Genomic DNA, 21,980 nt, shown 5'->3' on the forward strand with positions numbered 1-21,980 from the left:
GTCATGGCTGAGGCCAGACATATGCTGATTATCCGATTCTCGGCGATGGGCGATGTAGCCATGTCGGCAGCAGTAATTCGTGATTTTAGAACGGCTCACCCCGATGTTAAGATCACTGTAACAAGTCGCACGCTCTTCCAGCCTTTTTTCAGTGCTATTCCAAATGTTGCTTTCCATCCTTTCGCCCCTAAAAAGGAGCACAAAGGATTCTTCGGCCTTTTTAAGCTGTTTATGGAACTTAGAAAGCAGCGGATAACGCATGTTGCAGACCTGCACAATAATCTGCGCAGTAGCCTAATCAGAATCCTGTTTTTCCTTACCGGCTGCAAAATCCAAAAATTAGACAAAGGACGTGCTGAGAAAAAAAAGCTGACACGCAAATTTAACAAAGAGCTTAAGCCACTAAAACAAACCGTACAGCGCTATGCGGATGTATTCAATGCTTTGGGTTTTCCTTTTACATTACAGCAAGACACAAAGCAGCTGACATCATCATTGGAAAGCCCATGGATCGGAGTCAGCCCTTTTGCGCAACATCTCCAGAAAGTTTACCCGCTCTATAAGATGGAAGCGGTAGTACTGAAGCTCGCAACTGCAGGTTATCAATTGTTTATTTTCGGTGGAACCGACGCCGAAGCGGTCGTGGCCGCAGATTGGGAGTCAAAACATCCGAACATCAAATCTGTTATAAAGAAGATGAATCTCGCGGAAGAACTGGAATTGATTTCAAAACTCAGTCTGATGATCAGCATGGACTCTTCGGGCATGCACATGGCTGCACTGAAAGACATCCCTGTAGTCAGCATTTGGGGCGCTACGCACCCGTTTACTGGTTTCCTGGGTTACGGACAACAGATGGATGATGCTGTACAGATTGATCTCTATTGCAGACCGTGTTCTGTATACGGAAATGTGCCATGCTACCGTGGTGATTTTGCATGCATGAACAACCTGCCTGAACAGCAGATCCTTGATAAAGTATTTCAAAAATTGAACCATGGCTAAACAACTAATCATAGTACGACACGGCAAAGCTGAAAACCAGCATCCGGACGGCAGCGACTTTGAGCGTAACCTGACTGAACGTGGTCGGAATAATTCGGCAGAAATGGCCGAAAGAATGAAGATCAGGGCTTTAATTCCCGATTATTTGTTGAGTAGCCCTGCGCCAAGAGCATTACAGACCTGCGAGATCTTTGCTGAGGTATGGAACATGGATAAGCAGGCTATCACTACTGACGAATCAATATATGAAGCGCCACTGAAAGCGCTGCTAAAAGCAGTGAACGCGCTTCCTGACAGTTCTGTAAAGGCGGCAATGTTTGGTCATAATCCAGGTGTAGCGCAGCTGGCGCTCACGCTAACAGATGCTGATATCTATGATGTTCCTACAGCTGGCGTTGTCGTTATTAATTTTAATGCCGACGCCTGGGCAGAAATTAGTGCTAACACAGGAACCATGTTGTTATTTGATTATCCGGAGCATCCGTTTACACCTGCCCGGGATTAATCAAAACAACACAGCTTGTGATTACAAGAACTAGAATTTCAGGTGTTTCACCGTCAACCCGTTATTGATCATTTGTTTCAGCGAGTCAATCCCAATCTTAAGATGGGTCTCCACATACGTAGTCGTTACATTGCTGTCACTTTCGGCAGTTTTAACACCCTCAGGGATCATCGGCTGATCTGATACCAGTAGTAAAGCACCGGTAGGAATTTTGTTGGCAAATCCTGTAGTAAAAATTGTAGCCGTTTCCATGTCAACAGCCATAGCACGCAATGTTTTCAGGTATTTCTTGAACTCTTTATCGTGTTCCCAAACCCTGCGGTTGGTTGTATAGCATGTTCCTGTCCAGTAATCCCTGGAATGATCACGGATGGTGGTCGAAATCGCTTTCTGCAAGGCAAATGATGGCAGTGCAGGAACTTCAGCAGGCAGGTAATCGTTTGATGTACCTTCTCCCCTGATTGCCGCGATTGGCAAAATAAGGTCACCCAGTTGGTTTTTCTTTTTCAAGCCACCACATTTCCCCAAAAACAATACGGCTTTAGGCATAATCGCGGTAAGCAAGTCCATCATCGTAGCGGCAAGGGGGCTTCCCATTCCAAAATTGATGATCGTAATGCCATTGGCCGTAACGCTCTGCATTGGCTTATCCAGTCCCATGATCGGCGCATTGTCATTCCATTCTGAGAACATCTGCAAGTATTTGCTGAAGTTGGTCAGCAGGATATACTTACCAAACTCTTCTAAAGGTCTGCCGGTGTATCGCGGCAACCAATTTTTAACGATCTCGTCTTTAGACTTTAATCCTGATTTTACCGGAGATTCTACTTCTTTTACTTTTTTGGCTTTTGCTACGATAGCCTCGTCTTTTTTTACGTCTTTTTCTTCGTTCATATATTTCTCCTTTTGTTAATTATTCGTTCTGTTTTGCTGGATCTGCAAAAAACAAGTTAAAAAAAATCCCCGGCAAACCGGGGATTTAAATTTTTATGCAGCTTTCAGCTTTTTAAAATCGGCTTTTTCAAATTTATCGAGCGCGTATTCGAGCGTAATATGCAGCTCCTTCACTGTACTGTCGGAAGGAATATCAAACATCGCATCCAGCATGATCGCTTCACAGATAGACCGCAGTCCACGTGCACCAAGCTTATACTCCATGGCCTTATCCACAATAAAGTCAAGCACGTCATCTTCAAACACAAGCTTTACATTTTCATATTCAAACAGTTTAACATACTGACGCAGCAGTGAGTTCTTTGGCTCTGTTAAAATATTACGCAACGCTTGCTTGTCCAATGGATTCAGGTGTGTTAACACAGGAACCCTGCCTATAAGCTCAGGGATCAAACCGAAAGATTTCAAATCTTGTGGTGTGATATATTTGTACAGGTTTTTCAGGTCGAGGTCAACATCGTCTTTCTTAACCTTATACCCTACTGCCTGCGTACGCAGCCTATTGGCTATTTTACGCTCGATACCGTCAAAGGCACCACCGCAAATAAACAGGATATTGTTCGTGTTTACAGGAATCATTTTCTGATCAGGGTGCTTACGGCCGCCCTGAGGTGGCACGTTTACAACTGTACCTTCCAGGATCTTTAACAAAGCCTGTTGTACACCTTCTCCGGAAACATCCCTGGTAATTGAAGGGTTGTCACTCTTACGGGCAACTTTATCCACCTCATCAATATAGACGATACCTCTTTCTGCCGAAGCAACATCATAATCTGCTGCCTGCAACAAACGAGTCAGGATACTCTCTACGTCTTCACCCACATACCCTGCTTCTGTAAGCACCGTAGCATCAACGATGCAAAACGGCACATGCAAAATCTTGGCGATGGTTTTAGCCAATAAAGTCTTACCTGTTCCTGTTTCTCCAACCAGCATGATATTCGACTTCTCAATCTCAACTTCATCTTCCTGATTGATTTTCTGACTTAAGCGTTTGTAGTGGTTATAAACCGCTACAGAAAGCACTTTCTTCGCATCATCCTGACCGATTACGTATTGATCAATATGTTGCTTGATCTCCAGAGGTTTTAAAAGCGTCAGCGTAGCATCTGCATTTTTAGCCTTCTGACTACCAAATTCCTGCAAAACCAACTGGTTGGCCTGGGCAACACATTTATCACAAATGAATGCATCCAGTCCTTCAATCAGCATGAGCGTATCTTGCTTGCTTGAGCCGCAAAAAGAGCAGCGGGACTCTTTGTTTTGTTTAGCCATTATTCTATTTATTGTGTGCGCCTAGCACCTCGTCAATCATTCCAAAGCTTTTTGCTTCGTCAGCTTTCATCCAGTAATCTCTGTCTGATGCTTTCTCTACCCACTCGTAACTCTGACCAGAATGGTTAGCGATAATATCGTACAATTCTTTTTTCAGTTTTAACATCTCTCTCAAATTGATCTCCATATCTGAAGCTACACCTTGTGCACCTCCTGAAGGCTGGTGGATCATCACACGTGAGTGTGGTAATGCAGCACGCTTACCTTTGGCACCCGCAACAAGTAACACTGCACCCATTGATGCTGCCATACCTGTACAGATCGTAGCCACATCCGGAGTGATGTATTGCATCGTGTCATAGATACCTAAACCAGCGTATACAGAACCACCTGGTGAGTTGATGTAGATCTGGATATCTCTGTTGTTATCTGTCGACTGCAAGAACAGCAATTGCGCCTGGATGATGTTTGCATTTCCATCATGGATAGCATCACCAAGGAAAATAATACGGTCCATCATCAGGCGGGAGAACACGTCCATCTGAGCTACGTTCAACTGGCGTTCTTCGATGATATATGGGGTCATGCTTTTAGGCGAGTTATTGGTTGCTCCAATAAAACGGTCTACGTTTAAACCATTAATACGGTGATGTTTAACGGCATATTTTCTAAATTCGTCTTTATCTATATTCATGTGTATAAAATTTCTGTGTTAGTTAATTCAATAGTAGTAAAACTAAATTGCTAATTTATTGTGGTATTGTAAAATTTGGTTTCGGGATATAAATAAGGCGGCCTGTTAAAAGCCGCCTCATGATAAATTGTTACTAGAGAATTATTTGTCTACACAAATTATTTCATCTCTATAAATTTATTATAAGCGATATCCTTTTGCTCCAATGTTGCAACAGTCTTGATGTAATCAAATACTTTCAAAGCTTTCACTTCTTCAAATATTCTGTTCGCATTATCTTTCTCCTGCAGGAAAGTTGCGGTGTATTGTGCAAGCTGATCTTCAGGCATCGGTGTAGGGCTATACATTCTGAACTGAGCATCCAAACGAGATTTTGCTGTAGCAAAAACATCTTCATATTTAATCTCGATGTTGTTGTCTTTAATCAATTTGTTCTCGATCAAAGTCCATTTCAGGTTTTTAGCGAAATCCTCGTAACCTTCAGCAAGCTCTTCGTCAGTCAGTTTTTCGTTAGTTGCTTTAAGCCATTTTTTCAAAAAGGCATCAGGCAATACAATATTTACGCTGTCGAGGATATTGATGTACATATCATTCTGCAATTTGCGATCCGCATCCTGCTTAAACATGCCTTCCACCTCTTCAGTGATTTTTGCAGTGAAACCAGCTTCGTCTGTAACTACGCCTTCACCAAATATTTTATCAAAGAACTCCTGGTTCAAATCTGCTTCCTCTAAACGGTTCACATTTTTAACCGTTACCTGGAATTTAGATTTCAAATCTTTACCCTCTTCTTCTTCAATGCCTAACAATTTAGCAATGATCGTCTCATTGTTGTTAAACGCTTGTTGCAGATCAAGTTCAACAACGTCGTCCTTTTTCAAACCGATTAGAGTCTTCAGGATTTTTTTGTCTTCAACCTGGTCAAGACGGATAGAACCAGTATGTGCGATACCACCTTCAAAAACTGAACCATCGGGAGAAAGTTGTGCTAAATCGGCATAAAGAACGTCATCGTCTGCCGAAACTTCCGGGTTTGTCATTTTGCCATAGCTCCTGCGGATGTTTTTGATCCTTGAAGCCAAAGTTTCCTCATCAGCTTTAACCTGATATTCGGTGAATTTATTTTTTGATGTAATGTCGATATCAACAGCAGGTGCTAATCCCAGTTCGTAGTCAAACTCAAACTCATCTGTGTTGTCCCATTTGAAATCTTTACCATTGTCAAGAACCGGTAAAGGCTGACCCAGGATTTCAACTTTATTTTCTGTTAAGTAGTTATTTAGTGTTTCGCTAAGCAAAGTGTTGATTGCTTCAACAAGGATGCTTTTGCCGTACATCTTTTTGATGTGCGCTGCAGGAACCATTCCTTTACGGAAACCAGGAAGGTTAGCCTTTTTTGCTTGTTCTTTTATAGAATTATCGACCTTTGCAGTATAATCTTCAGGTGCAATCTTAATCTTTACAACTGCATTTAAGTCGTCAATTTTTTCCTGTGTAATATTCATTTCTTTGGTTAAAATGTTACAAATTCTTTAATAAAAAAATTCCCCCGAATTTCAACGGAGGAATCTTTAGTGCGGATGAAGGGACTCGAACCCCCACGCCGTGAAGCGCCAGATCCTAAGTCTGGTGCGGCTACCAATTACGCCACATCCGCAGTTAGGATTTTTATAAGACTGCAAAGATACAGATTGTTTCCGATTTTGAAAACTGTTTCAAATATATTTTCGAAAAATAGAGGTAAACATTTTATTTATAGGCAAATAAAATTTTAAGCCATTTTCAGGAAAAGGGAAATCAGATCTTAAATACTGCGTTCCTTAAATCCCGACCTTTCTGCCGGTTCTCAGTTTAGCCTCGACGGCCAGGCAGAGCGTAAAGCGTATTCTGTAATTACTTCTTTGTATTAACTGAAAAAACGATAGAACAAAAGCGCGGGTGGGCGGCAGGGAAAAAGCTATCTGAGTGCAATTAACTTCCATTTTCACGCCCCCTTGAGCCCCCATTGACCCGGGGTTGACGCCCCCCTGACACCCCTGTAGACTGCGTCAACCGGGTGTCAAGTGCACCCTAACACCTCGATTAGCTACTGTTCAATCTGAATTCAACTCATAATTAGTGCTTATTTTCCTAAAGACGCCTCAAAAATGGCACAAAAACCCCCTTAAAATGATTGGAAAGACACTTCTAGGGAATGTTGGCTCAATAAAACCACGGGTTTCTGGGACACCAGAATGTATATATACTACTGCTGCAGCAATTCTTTCTGCCAGTTAAAGAAGTACTGTACCGCTTTTACAAGCCTGCTACCATACCAGGAAAACATTTCCCCGTCAACAAGCATCACTTGTGCTTCAGGGATCCGTTCCTGGATTTCCAGGATGTGTTTTTCTTTAAAAGGATAAGGTTCTGAAGATAGTAGAATAAGTTCTGGCTTAAGCGCGGCAAGCGCATCCAACGTTAGCTCTGGATAACGATCTGCGGTAACAACATTGCTCAGGCCGTTGATTGCTAATATACCATGGATAAACGTATTTCTCCCGGCAAACATATATGGATCTTTCCAAATCAAGTAGGCAACTTTCTTATCTATGCCTTGCTGAAGGGCCAATACTTGTAAGTCGGAAAATCCTGCGGTAATCAGGTGGTTTAGATATGCTGCTTCGGGTGCCCTGTCTACAACTTCACCGATTCCCGCAATAGCAACCTTAGCTTCTTCGAGATTACTGATGTCACTCATCCAAACCGGAAACTCGGCCATAAGCGTTTCAATATCACCCTGCTCGTTTTCTTCTTTATTGCCTATGATAAGATCTGGCTGTAAACTCCGGATCAGATCAATCTTCAGCTTCTTTGTTCCACCGATTTTAGTTTTCTCAGCTACGGCAGCTGCAGGATGGATACAGAATTTGGTAAGGCCAACAAGCTCTTTGTTTAAACCCAGTTCAAAAAGAAGCTCCGTTTGTGAGGGCACAAGCGAAATAATTCTCTTTGGAGGGTGGTTCACGTGTATTGTCCTGCCCATCTGATCCTGAAATACCTTTTGCATGTTTCAAAGGTAATTAACCAGCCGAACGTGTGCATCCTGTTGATAAAAAAATAAAATAATATGTCCGTTAACGGACACTTAAAAACCATCGATCCAATGTTTATTCTATTTTTGGATAAATTCTATAACCATGATTGAATCGACTATCCTAGTAATTGATGATGATGATGACATCTTAGTAAGTGCACGTCTTTTCCTGAAACAACATTTCAGACAGATCGTCACCTGCAAGTCGCCAAAAGAGATCAATGTGCTGCTCAGTAAAAATGAAGTGGACATTATTTTGCTCGACATGAATTACCAAAAGGGTGCCAGCGACGGTCGTGAAGGTTTGTACTGGCTGGAACATATCTTATCTATTGATAAAGACTATGTTGTTATTCTGATGACAGCCTACGGAAATGTGGAACTTGCTGTGCAGGCAATCAAGAAAGGTGCTACAGATTTTATCCTGAAACCTTGGGAGAATGAAAAACTATTTGCCACTATTTCTGCAGCATCAAAACTACGGCAGTCGACCAGAAAAGTAAAGAAATTAGAGAAAATAAACTCTTCCATCCAAAAGGATATTGCCCGCCAGTTTGAGCATATCGTGGGTAATGCAGAGCCCATTAAAGATCTACAACGCACCCTGCTCAAAGTTGCACCTACGGATGCAAACATGTTGATCTTAGGAGAAAATGGAACAGGTAAACAGGTATTCGCCTATGAAATCCACAAGCACTCCCTCCGTAAAAATCAGATTTTTATGCATGTGGATCTCGGTTCCTTAAATGACAATCTTTTTGAGAGCGAGCTGTTTGGCTATGCAAAAGGTGCCTTTACGGATGCCAGAGAGGATAAACCTGGTCGTTTTGAGATGGCTGAGGGCGGAACGATCTTCTTGGATGAGATCGGAAACCTCTCGTTACCGCTACAAGCTAAGCTCCTGAGTGTACTACAAAACAGAACGGTAACCAGGCTTGGCGAAAATAAAGAAAGAAAGATCAATGTCCGTTTGATTACGGCAACGAACATGCCGTTGAATGATATGGTAGCTAAAGGGACGTTCCGTCAGGATCTTTTGTTCAGGATCAATACCGTCGAACTGGTATTGCCAAGTCTGGCTGCGCGCGGTGATGATATCCTGATCCTCGCAGATCATTTCCTGCAATCATTTAACACCAAATACCATAAGGGCTTATTGAGGTTTGATGCGCGTGCATCGTCGATGTTGCTGAGCTACCACTGGCCGGGTAATGTACGCGAGCTTCAGCATGTGGTAGAACGTGCTGTAATTATGAGCGACGGGCATGAGATCAGTGCGGCTGACCTGCAACTGAGTCCACAGAAATTTGGAGGTGCCCCGGCTATCCAAACTGATATGGGACTAGAAGAAATGGAGAAGATGATGGTGCAAAAGGCTATCGATAAGCATAAGGGGAATATATCCAGGGCCGCAGCAGAACTCGGCTTAACACGTGCAGCATTGTATCGCCGCATAGAAAAATTTGATCTGTAATGTTTTTTCAGCGCTTCACCTTCAGGCTCCTCGCCTATTTGCTCCTGATCAACGGGATGGGTGTGCTATTGGTATACCTGATCAGAAATACGCACCTTTATTTCAGCATGACCGGACTTGCGATCCTGATGATCTGTGTCATCCTGAACATGTATTTCTTCATCAATCAGATCAAGGAAGATATTAAGAAGTTTGTTATCGCTATAAAAACCCGCGATAGCACGCTTAACTTCAAGAATAAAGCGACCAGGGGAAGCTTCCCTGAATTGTATCAGTCTTTCCAGGACATACTGAAAGCTAATAAAGATATTCAGCTTGAAAAGGATTCCATGTTCCAGTTGATCCGCACAATCCTGGAGCAGGTGCCCGTTGGGGTGATCGTTGTTCAGAAATCTCCTGATCAAAATGAATCTTCTGAGATCGTTTTTTTCAACCAGTCGGCGAGCACGCTTTTACAAGTTCCGACTTATAAATACTGGCATCGCGTAAAAAATCACCTCCCTGCTTTCACGCAGGAGATTGATAAAATTCAGCAGGGTGGAAAAAGATTTGTGGAATTGAAGATACAGGATAAGCTCATCCAGTTGTCGACAGAAGTAATTCCTTTAAATCTGTATGCCAAAGATTATTTCATCATCTCCTTCCAAAATATCAAGGATGAGATCGAACAGAAAGAAGCAGAAGCATGGAACAGACTTATTGGTGTGATCTCTCATGAGATTCTCAATTCCATTACGCCTATAAGTTCGTTGTCTGATACAGTAAGCTCCATGGTGATGAACAAAGATTATCTGGATGCAGAAGATCTGGAGGACTTGCGTCCGGCATTACAAATCATTAAGAAGAGATCTATGGGCTTGCTGGATTTTGTAAAGGATTATCGACTGATTGCTGAGCTTCCCACACCAAATCTTGAACCACACGCTATCGGAGAAATCCTTAAACACTTAAAAATTCTGATGCAACCATTTGCGAAGGAAAAAAATATCGCGCTGAATGTTGAACAGACGTCGTCAAAGATCAGTTTACAATTGGATTTGAAATTGATTGAACAGGCATTGATTAACCTGGTAACCAATAGCATCCATGCTTTAGCGGGTGTAGAAAATGCAGCAATCACGATTAATTACCGGCTTGAAGCCAATAAACTGGCTATTGATGTGTCGGATAATGGGAAGGGTGTAGATCAGGATCTGATCGAAAAGATTTTTGTTCCTTTTTATACCACCAGGACTAATGGTTCTGGAATTGGCTTAACGATTACCAGGAACATCATGAAAATGCACCAGGGAAATGTGGAGGTCAACTCTGTACCTTTTGAGCGGACTACCTTTTCCCTGGTGTTTAAATATATTTAGGCCACAATATAGCAAATTACCCTTAGCTATATGATGAAGAATTTCATTCATATGCCCTGCGTCTAGTTCTGCGGGTTCCCAATCTCTTCGAATAAAACGACGCTCAATCGAAAGGAATTAATGAACAAATATTGTTGCTAGTAGATGGTCAAAAGGACGAGATACTTCAGGCATTAGCGCGTTTCTTTCGATTAAGCCCGTTTAACCTCTTGACCCCTTTATTAAGTTCTCTACAAATAAGTTACCAAAGTCTGATACATAAAATGGCAAAGGCGCTCAATATTAACTCAAATCAGGTGTTCTTGCGAAAGAAAACTAAATATATTAGTATTTTTTCTTATCTTATACAATATCAACTATCTGTAAATCAAATAAATGAATACTTTAAGCAACAAATATCACGATAATAAACAATTTTTAATTTACCTTTGTTCAGTTAAAAACCGTGTTTAAGTATTAAATTATGAAAGTCTATTCCGCCATAGAGATTGCTAACGCATTAGTTGCATTAACTGATCCCGAAAAAGGAGATACAACATCCAACCTAAAAGTCCAAAAGTTATTGTATTACGCTCAAGGCGTTCATCTTGCTCTATATAAACAGCCGTTATTCAAAGAAGAAATTATCTCTTGGCAATATGGACCTGTCGTTCCTGAAGTTTATGGAGAGTTTAAACAATATGGATCAGGAGCCATTCCTTATCCAGAAGGATTTGATTTTTCTATTTTTAGTGAGGAAGCGATGGAGGTTTTGACAGAGGTGCATGCTGTTTATGGTCAATTTTCGGCAATTAAACTAATGAATATGACGCATGATGAACCCCCTTACAATAACACCGCATTGAAATCTGTAATCAATCATGAAGAGTTGATTAATTATTTCACCACTCAACTTGAAGACTAAAAGCAAACTAAAAGGAGTAAAACCTACTAAAGGCAAGCTTCTTAAAGAAAAAGAAGTAGTTAGTATCGATGCTTTTCAACACCCAGTCTTTTGCTTCAAATACATTCATCAAGATTTTGATTTAAACCATTGTACAGCTGACGAAAAAGTAGCATTGATTGAGCAAATCATCCGACTTAGCGGAATGACGTGGAACGATATTAAACTTGCGCCCAAACACGGTTTGGGATCTGAAAAAATTACAATTAGCGCAATTAACGCAGGCCTACCAGAAATGCTAACTGAAGATGTAGATCATTTGTTAGCGCTTAGATTTCTTGGAAAAGCACCTTTTGTAGGCTGGAGAAATAAATTCATATTTCATATATTCTATATTGATAGAGGTTTCACTTTATACAAACATTGACATTTATGATAAAGCCCCTCGTCAAACAAGGGGCAATCAGTCAAATTTCACAATGTTTAATTCCAACTATTATTTTTTCTTTTTAGGTAGGGTGTAGCTGATTGTTTCAACGATAGCTGTCTTTTTGTTCTTTTGAGCATCTTTAACTTTCATAAATTCACCTGTCTGTGCATCTCTACCAATTTTAAATTCAATTTTCTTAAACATAATAACGTAAGTAGCTGATTTTTATGCTACATACAAATATAATCATACCATTTTATGATTTTCGAAGGGGGTTCGAGGGCTATTAATCATAAAAATGATTTGTCCTAACGCTTCTTAAATAATGATCTTAATAAAACGAAAAGGAGCTGATTAGCTCCTCTTCCCGATTCGATATCGGAATACAACTTTATGGGTGTATTCCAAAAGAAATGGCAATCGTAACGATTGCTCCGGATGCAGTAAGAAGTTCTAATGCTACTGCAGCCACTTTTTTAAATTGATCCACATAGTTAGGGATTAATCCGGGTCGTGCAAGACTATTCTTGCGTTACAAAACGAATCAAACCAATAGGTTTGAAAAAATCTACTTAACATAGAATAAACACAGATTATCTAGCTAAGGGTAATTTGCTACATTGTCCCCTCTATTTAATTAGATTATTGTACCGTCAGGGATTATTGCACCCTTTTTAACTACAACAATTCCATCTTTAACTACGTAGTTACCAAAATCTCCGTTCTCCAGATGGGTGCCGCCGTTAATCTGTACGTCGTTACCGATTTTGCAGTTCTTATCTAGAATTGCATTGATGATGGTACAGTGATCGCCGATACCTATTAATGGATGGCCAGCACTGGTTTCATCTCTGATTTCTTCCAATGTCTGGTAACGATCGCTCCCCATTACATAAGCATTCTCTATTTTAGTACCTCTGCCTATTCTGGCACGAATACCAATTACGGCATGTTTAATATAATCGGCCTGTAAAATACAACCTTCGGCAATTACGGCTTTATCAAGTGTGCTACCAAGGATTTTTGAAGGTGGCAACATACGTGCCCGGGTAAAGATGCTCTGGTGACTATCGAATAAATTAAACTTAGGGATATCGTCTGTTAAACCAAGGTTTGCTTCAAAGAAAGAAGATATGTTACCGATATCAGTCCAGTAGCCTTCGTATTGGAAGCTTAACACTTTGTATTCTTGTAAAACACGTGGAATGATCTCCTTTCCGAAATCTTTCTCATCAGGGTTCTCAGCAAATATTTTAACCAGGAGATCTTTATTGAAAATGTAGATACCCATAGAAGCCAGGTAATTCCTGCCTTCGGCCTGCATATCAGGGCCGGTATCTGATGACCAATCTAAAATTAGCTCAGAATTAGGTTTCTCTATAAACGAAGTGATGATGTTATCTTCATTGGCTTTCAGGATTCCGAAGTCAGTACCGTCTTTAGCGGTTACTGGAATTGTTGCGAGGGTAACTTCGGCACCTGCCTCAATGTGGGCGTTCACCATTTCATTGAAGTCCATCTGATACAGCTGATCTCCCGAAAGGATCAGCACATATTCAAACTCGTGGTTCAGCAAATGGTGCATGGTTTGACGCACAGCATCGGCAGTACCCTGGAACCAGGTGGGGTTTTCAGGAGTTTGCTCAGCGGCAAGAATATCGACAAAAGCGTCGCTAAAGTGACTGAAATGATAGGTGTTCTTAATATGCTTATTTAAAGAAGCAGAGTTGAATTGCGTCAAAACAAACATGCGGTGAATCCCGGAATTCAAACAGTTTGAAATCGGAATATCTACCAGGCGATATTTACCACCTATTGGTACTGCAGGTTTAGATCGTGTTAATGTGAGCGGCGATAAGCGGGAGCCCTGTCCACCACCAAGGATTACTCCCAATACTTTTTCAGTCATATGTATAGTTTTATATTTGGTACAAGTCGATATATTGTTGCGCTGCCCTATCCCAGGAATGATCCAGCGTCATGATCAGTTTCTTTATCTCTTTCATTTTTTTAGTATCCTGGAAAAGTCCATACGCTCTTCCTATTGCATGACCAACATCACCAACGCTCGTCTGATCATGACAAATGCCAAAACCACCGTCGCCGATATCGGTTACTGTATCTTTCAATCCGCCAATTCTACGCACTATTGGTATAGTACCGTAGCGCATGGCATACATTTGGTTCAAACCACAAGGCTCAACTCTGGAAGGCATCAGCAGGAAATCTGCACCAGCATATATCTGATGTGAAAGCTGCTCATTGTAACCGATATAAGTATTGTAATTTCCCCCGAAGTATTGTTTCAACCCTTCCAGTCTGTCTTCTACTTCTTTCTCTCCGGATCCGAGCACGAGGATGTTTATTCCCCCCTGACTATAACTTAGCGCGTTAATAAAAATTTCTGGCAGTAGATCTGCCCCTTTTTCTCCAACAAGCCTGCCTATAAAAGTAAACAATGGTTTTTCAGGATCCAGGTTGAAAACAGCGCACAAGGCAGCTTTGTTTGCCTTTTTTCCACTTTCTACAGTTTTTCCGTTGAAGCGTTTGTAAAGCATCTCATCCTGAGCGGGATCCCACACTTCGTTATCTATTCCGTTGAGGATTCCGCGCGACTTATACTGCTCCGTAGCAAGTAAAGATTCCAGTCCGTTGGCTTTGTGACTGATTTCATCTAGATAGCTTGGAGACACTGTAGTGATTCTCCAGGCACATTTAATAGCCGAAGCAAGGGGATTTATAGCTCCGCCCCAACCCAGCTGACCACCCTTCCATGGATCAAACTCAGGAATGTAATTTAATTTATCCCAGCCAAACTGTCCCTGGTACTGTGCGTTGTGGATGGTCAGTATTGTAGGAATCTGATTGAGCCGGCGGTAGCCGAAACAGTTTGCCGTCATAAATGGCGTAAGTCCAGTATGGTGATCATGACAATGGATTACATCAGGCTGATGTTCCCACTGATTAATCCAGTCGAGCACAGCAATCTGAAAGGCCAGAAAACGTTCTACATCGTCATCATAGCCATAAACTTTGGGTCTATCAAGTAAACCTGCGATGTGCACGAGAAAGAGGTCGAAGCCAAGTACATTGGTTTTCTCTCTAAAGATACGCACGGGGAAATTGAGGTCGGCCAGCTTACCCCAACCATCGTACACCACTTCGAACTCATTTTCCCGCATAAATTTGGTGTCATAAGCGGGCATTACTACTTTGGCAAAATGACCCAGCTTATTCTGATACTTAGGCAGTGCACCAACAACATCGCCCAGTCCGCCAACTTTGGCGACGGGGTAACATTCAGCACTGAGGTGGATAATCTCCATAAATTCTATTTTTTATTGAAAAAGTTGTTGAAGTACAACAATTGAAAGGTAATGGAGTTTGCCCAATATGTGGAAGTATGCGCACCTGGCCTGATAATAAAATCGTGCGGGATGTTGGCATACAGGAGGCGCTCGTGGAGCTCCATATTGACGTTATAAAAGAAATCATCTTTTCCACAGTCTATAATCAATGACAACAAATTGGCTTTGATGCGGTAAATATTTTCTACCACACTGTTTTCCTTCCATCGATCTGGAAAGCTAGCCTGGGTACCAAGTCTTTCTGAAATTAGCCAGTTATCCGGGAAGGGCCTGATATCAACCCCACCACTCATGCTGCCAGCAGCGCCAAATGTATCGCTATGCTTAAACGCAAGTGATAATGCTCCATGGCCACCCATGCTTAACCCTGTAATTGCTCTGCCGCTTCTGTTGGCAATAGTCGAATAATGCTGGTCGATCCAGTTTACCAATTCTGTAGCTACATAGGTTTCGTATTTCCATTTGGGATCTACCGGGCTATCAAGATACCAACTCGATACATTAGCGTCTGCACATACCAGAATCATCTTATACTGATCGGCTAAGGCCTTGATTGCAGGAGTGACTTTCGTGAAATAAGCATAACTCCCGCCATAGCCATGTAATAAATATACTACAGGAAAGCGCTCGCCTGATTTGTACGTATCAGGAAGGATTACAACTGCCTTAATTTGTTTTTTCATAGCGGTACTGGTAGTCAAAATCGTGTCTACCGTGGAGGCACGTAAGTTACTGACATAGAAAACAATAACACAGATGCACAGCAATAGCTTTTTGATCAAAGAGACTTTCATACAGAGTTTATTATAATGTTCTGAATATAGGAATTAATTGCAATATGATTAATGATAATAACTATCAGATGAAGGTATTTTACAATCTTTTTAGATAACATAGTATATATTTTCTTTAAGTGTATTGAACGGCGCCAGGTTCAGTAACAGTTTAGGCTAAAAAAGCAAAGACATGGCGAACACAAAGACATTATTGACCTGCGCGGGTACCTGTAGCTGCGTGTTACTGATTTTGGTTTTAACAGCATGCGGCAAAAAGAACCAGCCTAACCCAGATCCGCCTACCGGTGGAGAAAAACCGGTAAACCTTACTACATTGGTACCGCAGAAGTTGGAACAGCCTCAACTTCAGATCAGCCTGAGTTATGGCAAGATTGCCGGGCAATTAATCAGCCTCGCGCAGTCCGATGGACTGAGTGAGAAGCTGGCTTATAACGATCAGCAGCGACTTAAAAGGTATGAACGCTACCAAAAATCGGAATTGATTTATTTAGTTGACTACACCTGGGATGATACCGGAAAAGTTATCCGCGCATCGCAACATTTGGTAGAGCTCAATGGAAAGAGTACAACACCGTTGGGCTATTATGATGTTGAGTTAAACGCTGCCAGCAATATTTCGTCGGTAAAATGGTACAATCTTAATGATCAGCTGTTGAAAACAGTGATCTACAATTATTCAGAATCAGGCACTGTAAATACCGTTGTAAATACCAGCCCAGATATTAAACCTACAGGGTACACTTATGACGACAAAAACGGATTGTTTAAGAAGGTAAGTTCCTGCCAGTTCCTGGCACTCGAAAACAACCTTTCGCTGCTGCGTTCTGAAAAGTCCAATGTGATACGGCAAACTGGCGCAAGCCTTCCCTATACATACAACTATACGTACAATAAGGAAGGCTATCCGGTCACGATCACCAGTTTCGATGAAAAAGGCGCACAAACCTCCTGGAAGGTAACGTATTGATTAACGTAAATCCAAAAATGCTGTTTTAAAGCCGGCCGACTTTACAGCGGCAACGCTACTTCCTCCCTGGGTCATCACTTTGATGATGGCCCTGCCATTGTACAACTGCACTTTTCTGGAACCTGAAGATGTTCCCTGATTGTCTATCAGCTTGCCATCACCCGTCAGCATAAATTCTACCAGGTTGATCGCATCCAGGCAAAGGATATTTTTATTGTCCAAAGCCTTTACCTCTATGGTAGCAACTCCGTTTTCTTCACTAACTTTGTTAAGCACCAGCGTTGCCGGCTTACCCCATTTTTCCGTCTGATATTCCTGAGTGATCTCATCGGTTACTACAGTCTTTCCAGATCTGGCAATTACCTTAATGGTATATTTACCTTTAAACATTGGGATCTGCCACCGCAGTCCTGCTGCCGGGAAATCCTGACTATTCCGCTTTCTTATTCCATAACTTTTGCCATTAACAAAGAGCTCGGCCTCCTGACAGTTGGAGTATACCTTTACCATGCGCTCGGCACCTTCATCTCCCCAGCGCACCGGCCAGCTATGTCCGTAGATATGTGCCATTGGTGTTTTAGACCAGTAAGACTGGAAGACATAGAAAGACTCCTTCTTGGTGAAATCACGCTCCACTACACCTTTCTGGTTCACATAAGGAACCGGGTTCTCCGGTCTTATTGGTGTTGAAAAATCTTTAAAAGGCCAGAATGCCGAGCCGCTTAACCAAGGCATCGTTTCCTGCTCTTTGAGGTGCCAGTCAATCAGGTTATTGATATAACTTTCACTCCAGTCACCATCTTTGGATACGCGCGCAGCGCCACCATACAACGAAGCATCACCCGCCCTTTCATCAGCACCACCGCCAACTTTAATTAAGCTTAAGGCATTATCCGGATTCTCAGCATGACGGCGTGCATGACTATCTCCACCCCATTCTACATGCAGAAAGCGGTCGCTTTTATCAAATTCTTCTTTAGATACCGCCTTATATTCAGTGTAATTTCCCCTATACCAACCGGCCCAGATTGATGGAGAATACACGTCAACAATATCTCTCGCAAAATCGCATCTTCTGATCGCGGTCATCCGTCCCGGATCCAGCTTATGCGATAGGTCATTCAGTTCTTTCATAAAGGCCCTGATTTTCTCCTGGTCAAATTCAGGAAAATCTCCCGGCCAGTCATTCTCATTCCCTAGTCCCCAGATGATAACTCCGGGATGGTTATAATGCTGTTCAACCATGTTCACCAACATGCGTTTTGCCTGCTCCTGATAGATGGGACCACCTAAACCACCTCTGCACCAAGGAATTTCTTCCCATACCATGATACCCAGACTATCACAAAGATCAAGTACGATGCGCGATTGCTGGTAATGCCCGAGACGGATGAAGTTAACCCCCATTTCCTTCATCATAGTCATTTCAGTACGGATCATATCCTCGGTCATTGCTGCAGCTACACCTGCATGATCTTCATGCCTGTGTGTACCTTGTAAAAGCAGGCGCTGTCCATTTAACATAAATGGACCTTTTTTCACGAATTCGAAATTCCGGAAGCCTATCTTTTCTTTTTTTACCGAGGTCTCGCCCCCATTGTTCAAGGAAGTAACCAGGGTATACATTGCCGGTGTGGTGGGCGACCACAGCTTAGGTGCCTTAATTGTAGTCTTAAACAGCTGGGCATCTCCTGCACCAGCAGAGATTTTGGTAGTATACCGGTAAACAGACTTCCCTGCAGGATCAATTAGTTCGCAGTTGATCGTTGCGCCAATGCTGCCCGCAGGATCTGCCAACCTGATTTTTACATTGAGGTTTGCTGACTTAGCTTTTAGATCCGTATGAGTTTCAGCAAAAACTTTATCTACATATAGCTTAGGAGTATATATCAGATTAACATAACGGTATAAACCGCCATACACGTTGAAATCTGAAAGATTTGAAGGGATCATCTCCAGATCGCGCGTATTATCGCAGCGAATACTCAAGGGGATCTTACCTTTAAACTGGCTTTTAAATACCGGCAATTTTTTAAACGCCTCTATGGCGTCGGTCAGGTCTGCAGTCCATTCATCGTAGCCGCCAACATGTTCGGCAACCTTTGTATTGTAGATATACACTGTTGTTTTTTGTCCTGCTCCTTCAAAATGTAATAGCGTACGCCCCGTTTGGTAGGGATTATCAACATTCAGGTTTGTGCGGTACCATCCCGGACCCTGGTAATAATTTACATCAGGATCTACTGCATCAAGCGCATTGAAGCAGTGCGGCAGACTTACTTTTGTCCATACCGGCGATGCCTCCGGATTTCCTTCTTTTACCGGACGTACAGCTTCCCATATTCCGCCAAGATCTCCCTTAACATATTCCCAGTTATTGATCAGTCTTTGCGAAGTTTGCGCAAGAATTGCGTTGGTACCCATCAGGAATACCAGCGCACACAGTAAATATTTTTTCAAAATCGTTTAGTTTATTTTTTTGAGTTGAATACCATTCAGCACCGGGCTGCCTGTTATTGCTTTGAAAGTAAGTTCAATCCCCGCGCCCTTTTTTACTTTCAGTTTGAAGTCTTTGACTAAGGGACGTGCATTACCTGGCTTTTTACTCAGGTCTACATTTTTCAATAAAGGTTCACCATTCATGAACACATCGAATACCCGCGACTCCTTAACTTCTTTACGGACATTAGCATCCAGATTATACGGCAGTGATGAGTTGGAGGCCTCGCCAAGCAGCTCTGCGAAATGTAGCGTTAGCAGATAGCTTCCGTCGGGCACATCCAGCTTGTAACTTTCCAAGCCAACGTCCTGCGTTTGGTAGATTGGATCGTTATAGGTGCCTAGAATATCTTTATCTGTACCGAATTTCTGGCGGTTACTATCTTTCATTTTAAACGGTGTACCGCCTACAAACCCATAAGAGCCTGAACGGTATGGCTGATCGGGAAACCAGACTACCCTTTTATTATCTCTAACATAGCGGGGATCCCCTGAAGAAATTGCTATTTCCCTGAAAGGAAGCACCGAGCTGCTCAACTCGTAAGGTTGAAGTTTTACGTGGACCGTTGTTGTGTCACCTACTTTTTGTCCATTTGCAATACCGACAACGCCCAATCGGTTAGCCCCATCAACAAATGGAACATTCCAGCTCGCCATGTGATCTGTAACAGTCTTTTTCCCCTGACTTACTGCATTCAGAAACAGTTCCAGTTCAGGCAGGTTACTAAATACCTGGATCTGCTGGGAACCGTTTTCGTCTCCTTTGGATGCTGTACCAACAAGCTCCTGGCCATCAAGGCCGATCTGCACATACGGCCTGTCGAGCAATGTTGCCTGATATAAATAATACGTATTTTTTGGTCGGCGGTCTAGCGTAAGCAAACCTTTATTATTGATATGCGGCATGCTCTCGGCCCTGCTTTCCGAATTGAAATCAGATAAGTTCCAGGCTGCCCCACCGGCAACGAAAGGTCTTTTAAGGATATCGTTGAGGTATACCTGGTGGTATTCTACGGCATATTCCACGCTTTTATCAAAACGTTCGGTCTTGAAAGAATGAATTCTCGGATCTGCATCTGCACCATATTCACTTACAATAAACGGCTTATCAGGCTGTTGTTTATGCATATTATCCAGATTCTTGCCGAAGTCGGCAAGTGTACCACCATACCATCCCTGATATAAATTCCAGCCCAATAGCATTGGTATTTTGGTTAAGCCGGCTCTGGTATACAGGTTAAAATCTCCATGGTTGGCAATCATGGTGTATCTTGAAGGATCGGCAGCACGGGTAAGTGATTCCAATGCACGTGCCAATTCTGCGACATGGGTGATGTATTGATCCTGACGCGGTTTATCATCTTTAAAATGCATTTTCAGGAGCACCTCGTTCATATAACCCCATACTATAATACTTGGATGGTTATAGTTTTGCCAGATCATCTCTTCCTGCATGGTCTTGCAGTTCTGATAAAAGGCTTCCGTTTCAGTAATTTCGTTGACCACAGGAATCTCCACGGAGGCGAGGATTCCAAGTCTGTCGCATGCTGCTAAGATTGCCGGATCCTGAGGATAATGTGCTACCCGCAAAAAGTTACCCCCAAAAGATTTCAGTAATTCGAGGTCCCGGATTTGTAAGCTTGCAGGTACAGCATTGCCCATACCGGCATAGTCCTGATGCCTGCTTGCGCCCATGAGCTTAAGGTGTTTTCCATTCAGGAAGAATCCTTCGTTGGCGTCAAAACGGAACCAGCGTAATCCAATTCTGTTTGTCAGCTGATCTATGACGACTCCGGTTTCTCCATCGGCAATCTGCGTGATTACACGGTAGAGTGCGGGCTTGTCTGGCGACCAAAGTTCCGGGTCAGCCAGTTTTGGCAGTTCCTGATTGAAACTAAATAAGTCACCTACAGGAATGACCGCCTTTGTACTTGTTGTATTTAATTTCTCTCCTGATGGGCTATATACCTGTGTAACGATCGTTATTAGCTTAGAAAGCTTAGTTTCGTTTTTAATAGTTCCTTTTACCGATATCTCAGCTTCCTTCGCAGAAACTTTAGGCGTAGAAATGTAAACCCCATCTGCACCATATTTCGTTCCGTCAAAATGTACAGGATCAGCCACCAACAGTTGTACAGACCTGTACATACCTCCAAAAAATGTGAAATCGGCAGTAAGCGGAGCTATACTTTCATTAAATCTGTTGTTGATTTTAACGGCGATCTGGTTGATAGATTTGCCTTTATTAAATTTTAGGTAGCTGCTGATAGGAATAACAAAACGAGAATAGCCACCGATGTGCGTGCCTGCTTTCTTTCCATTCACGTAAACCTCTGCTTCCTGATTGGCTCCATCAAAACAAAGGAAAAGATGTTTATCCTTCCAATCGCGCTGCATGGCCAGATCCAGTTTATACCAGCCAGCACCACGGTAATATCCCGGCTTGTCGTCCATCACATCATAAGCATTCCAGGTATGCGGAATTTTCACATCAGTCCAGCCAGCAAAGGTGCCAGGCATTTTGCCGGTATCTTTAGGATCTTTGATAAAAGCCCAATGTACACTCAGGTCGTATGCAACCCTCGGCCCATCAGTATGGAGTCTGCGTTGCTGTGCAAAAACACCACTACAGCAGCAGGTAGCTACGAGCAGAAAACTCAAAAAAAGTATAGTTCGCTTCATTACACGAATTTAC

Annotated in this window: 18 protein-coding genes and 1 tRNA gene; 7 read left to right on the forward strand and 12 right to left on the reverse strand. The window is 42.4% G+C overall.

Features of this window, described 5'->3' with window-relative positions:
* Positions 1-3: 3 nt before the first annotated feature.
* Positions 4-1,005 (forward strand): glycosyltransferase family 9 protein, encoded by a 1,002-nt coding sequence (locus CLV32_RS08385; protein ID WP_243732267.1) that lies wholly within the window; start codon positions 4-6, stop codon positions 1,003-1,005.
* A complete protein-coding gene (locus tag CLV32_RS08390) occupies positions 998-1,510 on the forward strand; it encodes a SixA phosphatase family protein (RefSeq protein ID WP_133554383.1) in 513 nt (170 codons plus the stop codon). Before CLV32_RS08385 ends, CLV32_RS08390 begins: the two co-directional genes overlap by 8 nt.
* A 30-nt stretch (positions 1,511-1,540) precedes the next feature.
* On the opposite strand, the gene CLV32_RS08395 is transcribed toward CLV32_RS08390, so the two are convergent.
* The 6 genes from CLV32_RS08395 to CLV32_RS08420 form a co-directional block, all read right to left on the reverse strand.
* The gene (locus tag CLV32_RS08395; protein ID WP_208110974.1) at positions 1,541-2,404 is read right to left on the reverse strand and encodes an AMP nucleosidase; all 864 of its coding nucleotides are present in this window, start codon (positions 2,402-2,404) and stop codon (positions 1,541-1,543) included.
* Positions 2,405-2,497: 93 nt separating this feature from the next.
* A complete protein-coding gene (clpX, locus tag CLV32_RS08400; protein WP_133554385.1) occupies positions 2,498-3,739 on the reverse strand; it encodes an ATP-dependent Clp protease ATP-binding subunit ClpX in 1,242 nt (413 codons plus the stop codon).
* A 4-nt stretch (positions 3,740-3,743) separates the two neighbouring features.
* Complete coding sequence (gene clpP / locus CLV32_RS08405) at positions 3,744-4,433, reverse strand: ATP-dependent Clp endopeptidase proteolytic subunit ClpP (RefSeq protein WP_133554387.1); 690 nt, start codon at positions 4,431-4,433, stop codon at positions 3,744-3,746.
* 158 nt (positions 4,434-4,591) lie between these two features.
* The gene (tig, locus tag CLV32_RS08410; RefSeq protein WP_133554389.1) at positions 4,592-5,938 is read right to left on the reverse strand and encodes a trigger factor; all 1,347 of its coding nucleotides are present in this window, start codon (positions 5,936-5,938) and stop codon (positions 4,592-4,594) included.
* 70 nt (positions 5,939-6,008) lie between these two features.
* Positions 6,009-6,090, reverse strand: a tRNA-Leu gene (locus tag CLV32_RS08415).
* A gap of 588 nt (positions 6,091-6,678) precedes the next feature.
* Positions 6,679-7,482 (reverse strand): helical backbone metal receptor, encoded by an 804-nt coding sequence (locus CLV32_RS08420; RefSeq protein WP_133554391.1) that lies wholly within the window; start codon positions 7,480-7,482, stop codon positions 6,679-6,681.
* A gap of 130 nt (positions 7,483-7,612) precedes the next feature.
* Between CLV32_RS08420 and CLV32_RS08425 the strand changes: the two genes are divergently transcribed.
* From CLV32_RS08425 to CLV32_RS08440, 4 genes are all read left to right on the forward strand, one after another.
* Complete coding sequence (locus CLV32_RS08425; RefSeq protein ID WP_133554393.1) at positions 7,613-8,983, forward strand: sigma-54-dependent transcriptional regulator; 1,371 nt, start codon at positions 7,613-7,615, stop codon at positions 8,981-8,983.
* Entirely contained in the window at positions 8,983-10,341 is a 1,359-nt protein-coding gene (locus CLV32_RS08430) for a sensor histidine kinase (protein ID WP_133554395.1), read from the forward strand. Before CLV32_RS08425 ends, CLV32_RS08430 begins: the two co-directional genes overlap by 1 nt.
* 463 nt (positions 10,342-10,804) lie before the next feature.
* Entirely contained in the window at positions 10,805-11,245 is a 441-nt protein-coding gene (locus tag CLV32_RS08435; RefSeq protein ID WP_133554396.1) for a Panacea domain-containing protein, read from the forward strand.
* On the forward strand, positions 11,235-11,651 hold the full coding sequence (locus tag CLV32_RS08440; protein WP_133554398.1) for a hypothetical protein: 417 nt from the start codon (positions 11,235-11,237) through the stop codon (positions 11,649-11,651). The genes CLV32_RS08435 and CLV32_RS08440 overlap by 11 nt, the downstream gene beginning before the upstream one ends.
* Positions 11,652-11,720: 69 nt before the next feature.
* Here CLV32_RS08440 and CLV32_RS23080 read toward each other — a convergent pair whose 3' ends face one another.
* The 4 genes from CLV32_RS23080 to CLV32_RS08455 form a co-directional block, all read right to left on the reverse strand.
* Positions 11,721-11,858 carry a hypothetical protein gene (locus CLV32_RS23080; protein WP_166641911.1) on the reverse strand — a complete coding sequence of 46 codons (138 nt, stop codon included), beginning with the start codon at positions 11,856-11,858 and terminating at the stop codon, positions 11,721-11,723.
* 433 nt (positions 11,859-12,291) lie between these two features.
* On the reverse strand, positions 12,292-13,563 hold the full coding sequence (locus CLV32_RS08445) for a glucose-1-phosphate adenylyltransferase (RefSeq protein ID WP_133554400.1): 1,272 nt from the start codon (positions 13,561-13,563) through the stop codon (positions 12,292-12,294).
* Between the two features lie 10 nt (positions 13,564-13,573).
* Complete coding sequence (locus tag CLV32_RS08450) at positions 13,574-14,980, reverse strand: glycogen synthase (protein ID WP_133554402.1); 1,407 nt, start codon at positions 14,978-14,980, stop codon at positions 13,574-13,576.
* A 5-nt stretch (positions 14,981-14,985) separates the two neighbouring features.
* The gene (locus CLV32_RS08455; protein WP_133554404.1) at positions 14,986-15,816 is read right to left on the reverse strand and encodes an alpha/beta hydrolase; all 831 of its coding nucleotides are present in this window, start codon (positions 15,814-15,816) and stop codon (positions 14,986-14,988) included.
* 172 nt (positions 15,817-15,988) lie between these two features.
* On the opposite strand from CLV32_RS08455, the gene CLV32_RS08460 reads away from it, so the two are divergent.
* Positions 15,989-16,786 carry a hypothetical protein gene (locus CLV32_RS08460; RefSeq protein WP_133554406.1) on the forward strand — a complete coding sequence of 266 codons (798 nt, stop codon included), beginning with the start codon at positions 15,989-15,991 and terminating at the stop codon, positions 16,784-16,786.
* On the opposite strand, the gene CLV32_RS08465 is transcribed toward CLV32_RS08460, so the two are convergent.
* Together CLV32_RS08465 and CLV32_RS08470 are read right to left on the reverse strand one after the other, a co-directional pair.
* Positions 16,787-19,210, reverse strand: a complete 2,424-nt coding sequence (locus tag CLV32_RS08465) for a glycoside hydrolase family 2 TIM barrel-domain containing protein (protein ID WP_133555554.1) — start codon at positions 19,208-19,210, stop codon at positions 16,787-16,789.
* Positions 19,211-19,252: 42 nt separating this feature from the next.
* Positions 19,253-21,967, reverse strand: coding sequence for a glycoside hydrolase family 2 TIM barrel-domain containing protein (locus CLV32_RS08470; protein WP_133554408.1), 2,715 nt, complete (start codon positions 21,965-21,967; stop codon positions 19,253-19,255).
* Between the last annotated feature and the right edge of the window lie 13 nt (positions 21,968-21,980).

The organism is Pedobacter duraquae (assembly GCF_004362245.1).
In the GTDB taxonomy this organism is placed as follows: Bacteria; Bacteroidota; Bacteroidia; order Sphingobacteriales; family Sphingobacteriaceae; genus Pedobacter; species Pedobacter duraquae.

Excerpts from the sequence above, each read along its gene's own strand:
- CLV32_RS08455 (WP_133554404.1), bottom strand. The coding sequence starts at position 15,816 with ATGAAAGTCTCTTTGATCAAAAAGCTATTGCTGTGCATCTGTGTTATT.
- CLV32_RS08465 (WP_133555554.1), bottom strand. The coding sequence starts at position 19,210 with ATGGGTACCAACGCAATTCTTGCGCAAACTTCGCAAAGACTGATCAAT.
- CLV32_RS08435 (WP_133554396.1), top strand. The coding sequence starts at position 10,805 with ATGAAAGTCTATTCCGCCATAGAGATTGCTAACGCATTAGTTGCATTA.
- CLV32_RS08395 (WP_208110974.1), bottom strand. The coding sequence starts at position 2,404 with ATGAACGAAGAAAAAGACGTAAAAAAAGACGAGGCTATCGTAGCAAAA.
- CLV32_RS08420 (WP_133554391.1), bottom strand. The coding sequence starts at position 7,482 with ATGCAAAAGGTATTTCAGGATCAGATGGGCAGGACAATACACGTGAAC.
- CLV32_RS08390 (WP_133554383.1), top strand. The coding sequence starts at position 998 with ATGGCTAAACAACTAATCATAGTACGACACGGCAAAGCTGAAAACCAG.
- CLV32_RS08425 (WP_133554393.1), top strand. The coding sequence starts at position 7,613 with ATGATTGAATCGACTATCCTAGTAATTGATGATGATGATGACATCTTA.
- clpP (WP_133554387.1), bottom strand. The coding sequence starts at position 4,433 with ATGAATATAGATAAAGACGAATTTAGAAAATATGCCGTTAAACATCAC.
- tig (WP_133554389.1), bottom strand. The coding sequence starts at position 5,938 with ATGAATATTACACAGGAAAAAATTGACGACTTAAATGCAGTTGTAAAG.
- CLV32_RS08470 (WP_133554408.1), bottom strand. The coding sequence starts at position 21,967 with ATGAAGCGAACTATACTTTTTTTGAGTTTTCTGCTCGTAGCTACCTGC.
- CLV32_RS08445 (WP_133554400.1), bottom strand. The coding sequence starts at position 13,563 with ATGACTGAAAAAGTATTGGGAGTAATCCTTGGTGGTGGACAGGGCTCC.
- CLV32_RS08460 (WP_133554406.1), top strand. The coding sequence starts at position 15,989 with ATGGCGAACACAAAGACATTATTGACCTGCGCGGGTACCTGTAGCTGC.
- CLV32_RS08450 (WP_133554402.1), bottom strand. The coding sequence starts at position 14,980 with ATGGAGATTATCCACCTCAGTGCTGAATGTTACCCCGTCGCCAAAGTT.
- CLV32_RS08430 (WP_133554395.1), top strand. The coding sequence starts at position 8,983 with ATGTTTTTTCAGCGCTTCACCTTCAGGCTCCTCGCCTATTTGCTCCTG.
- clpX (WP_133554385.1), bottom strand. The coding sequence starts at position 3,739 with ATGGCTAAACAAAACAAAGAGTCCCGCTGCTCTTTTTGCGGCTCAAGC.
- CLV32_RS23080 (WP_166641911.1), bottom strand. The coding sequence starts at position 11,858 with ATGTTTAAGAAAATTGAATTTAAAATTGGTAGAGATGCACAGACAGGT.
- CLV32_RS08385 (WP_243732267.1), top strand. The coding sequence starts at position 4 with ATGGCTGAGGCCAGACATATGCTGATTATCCGATTCTCGGCGATGGGC.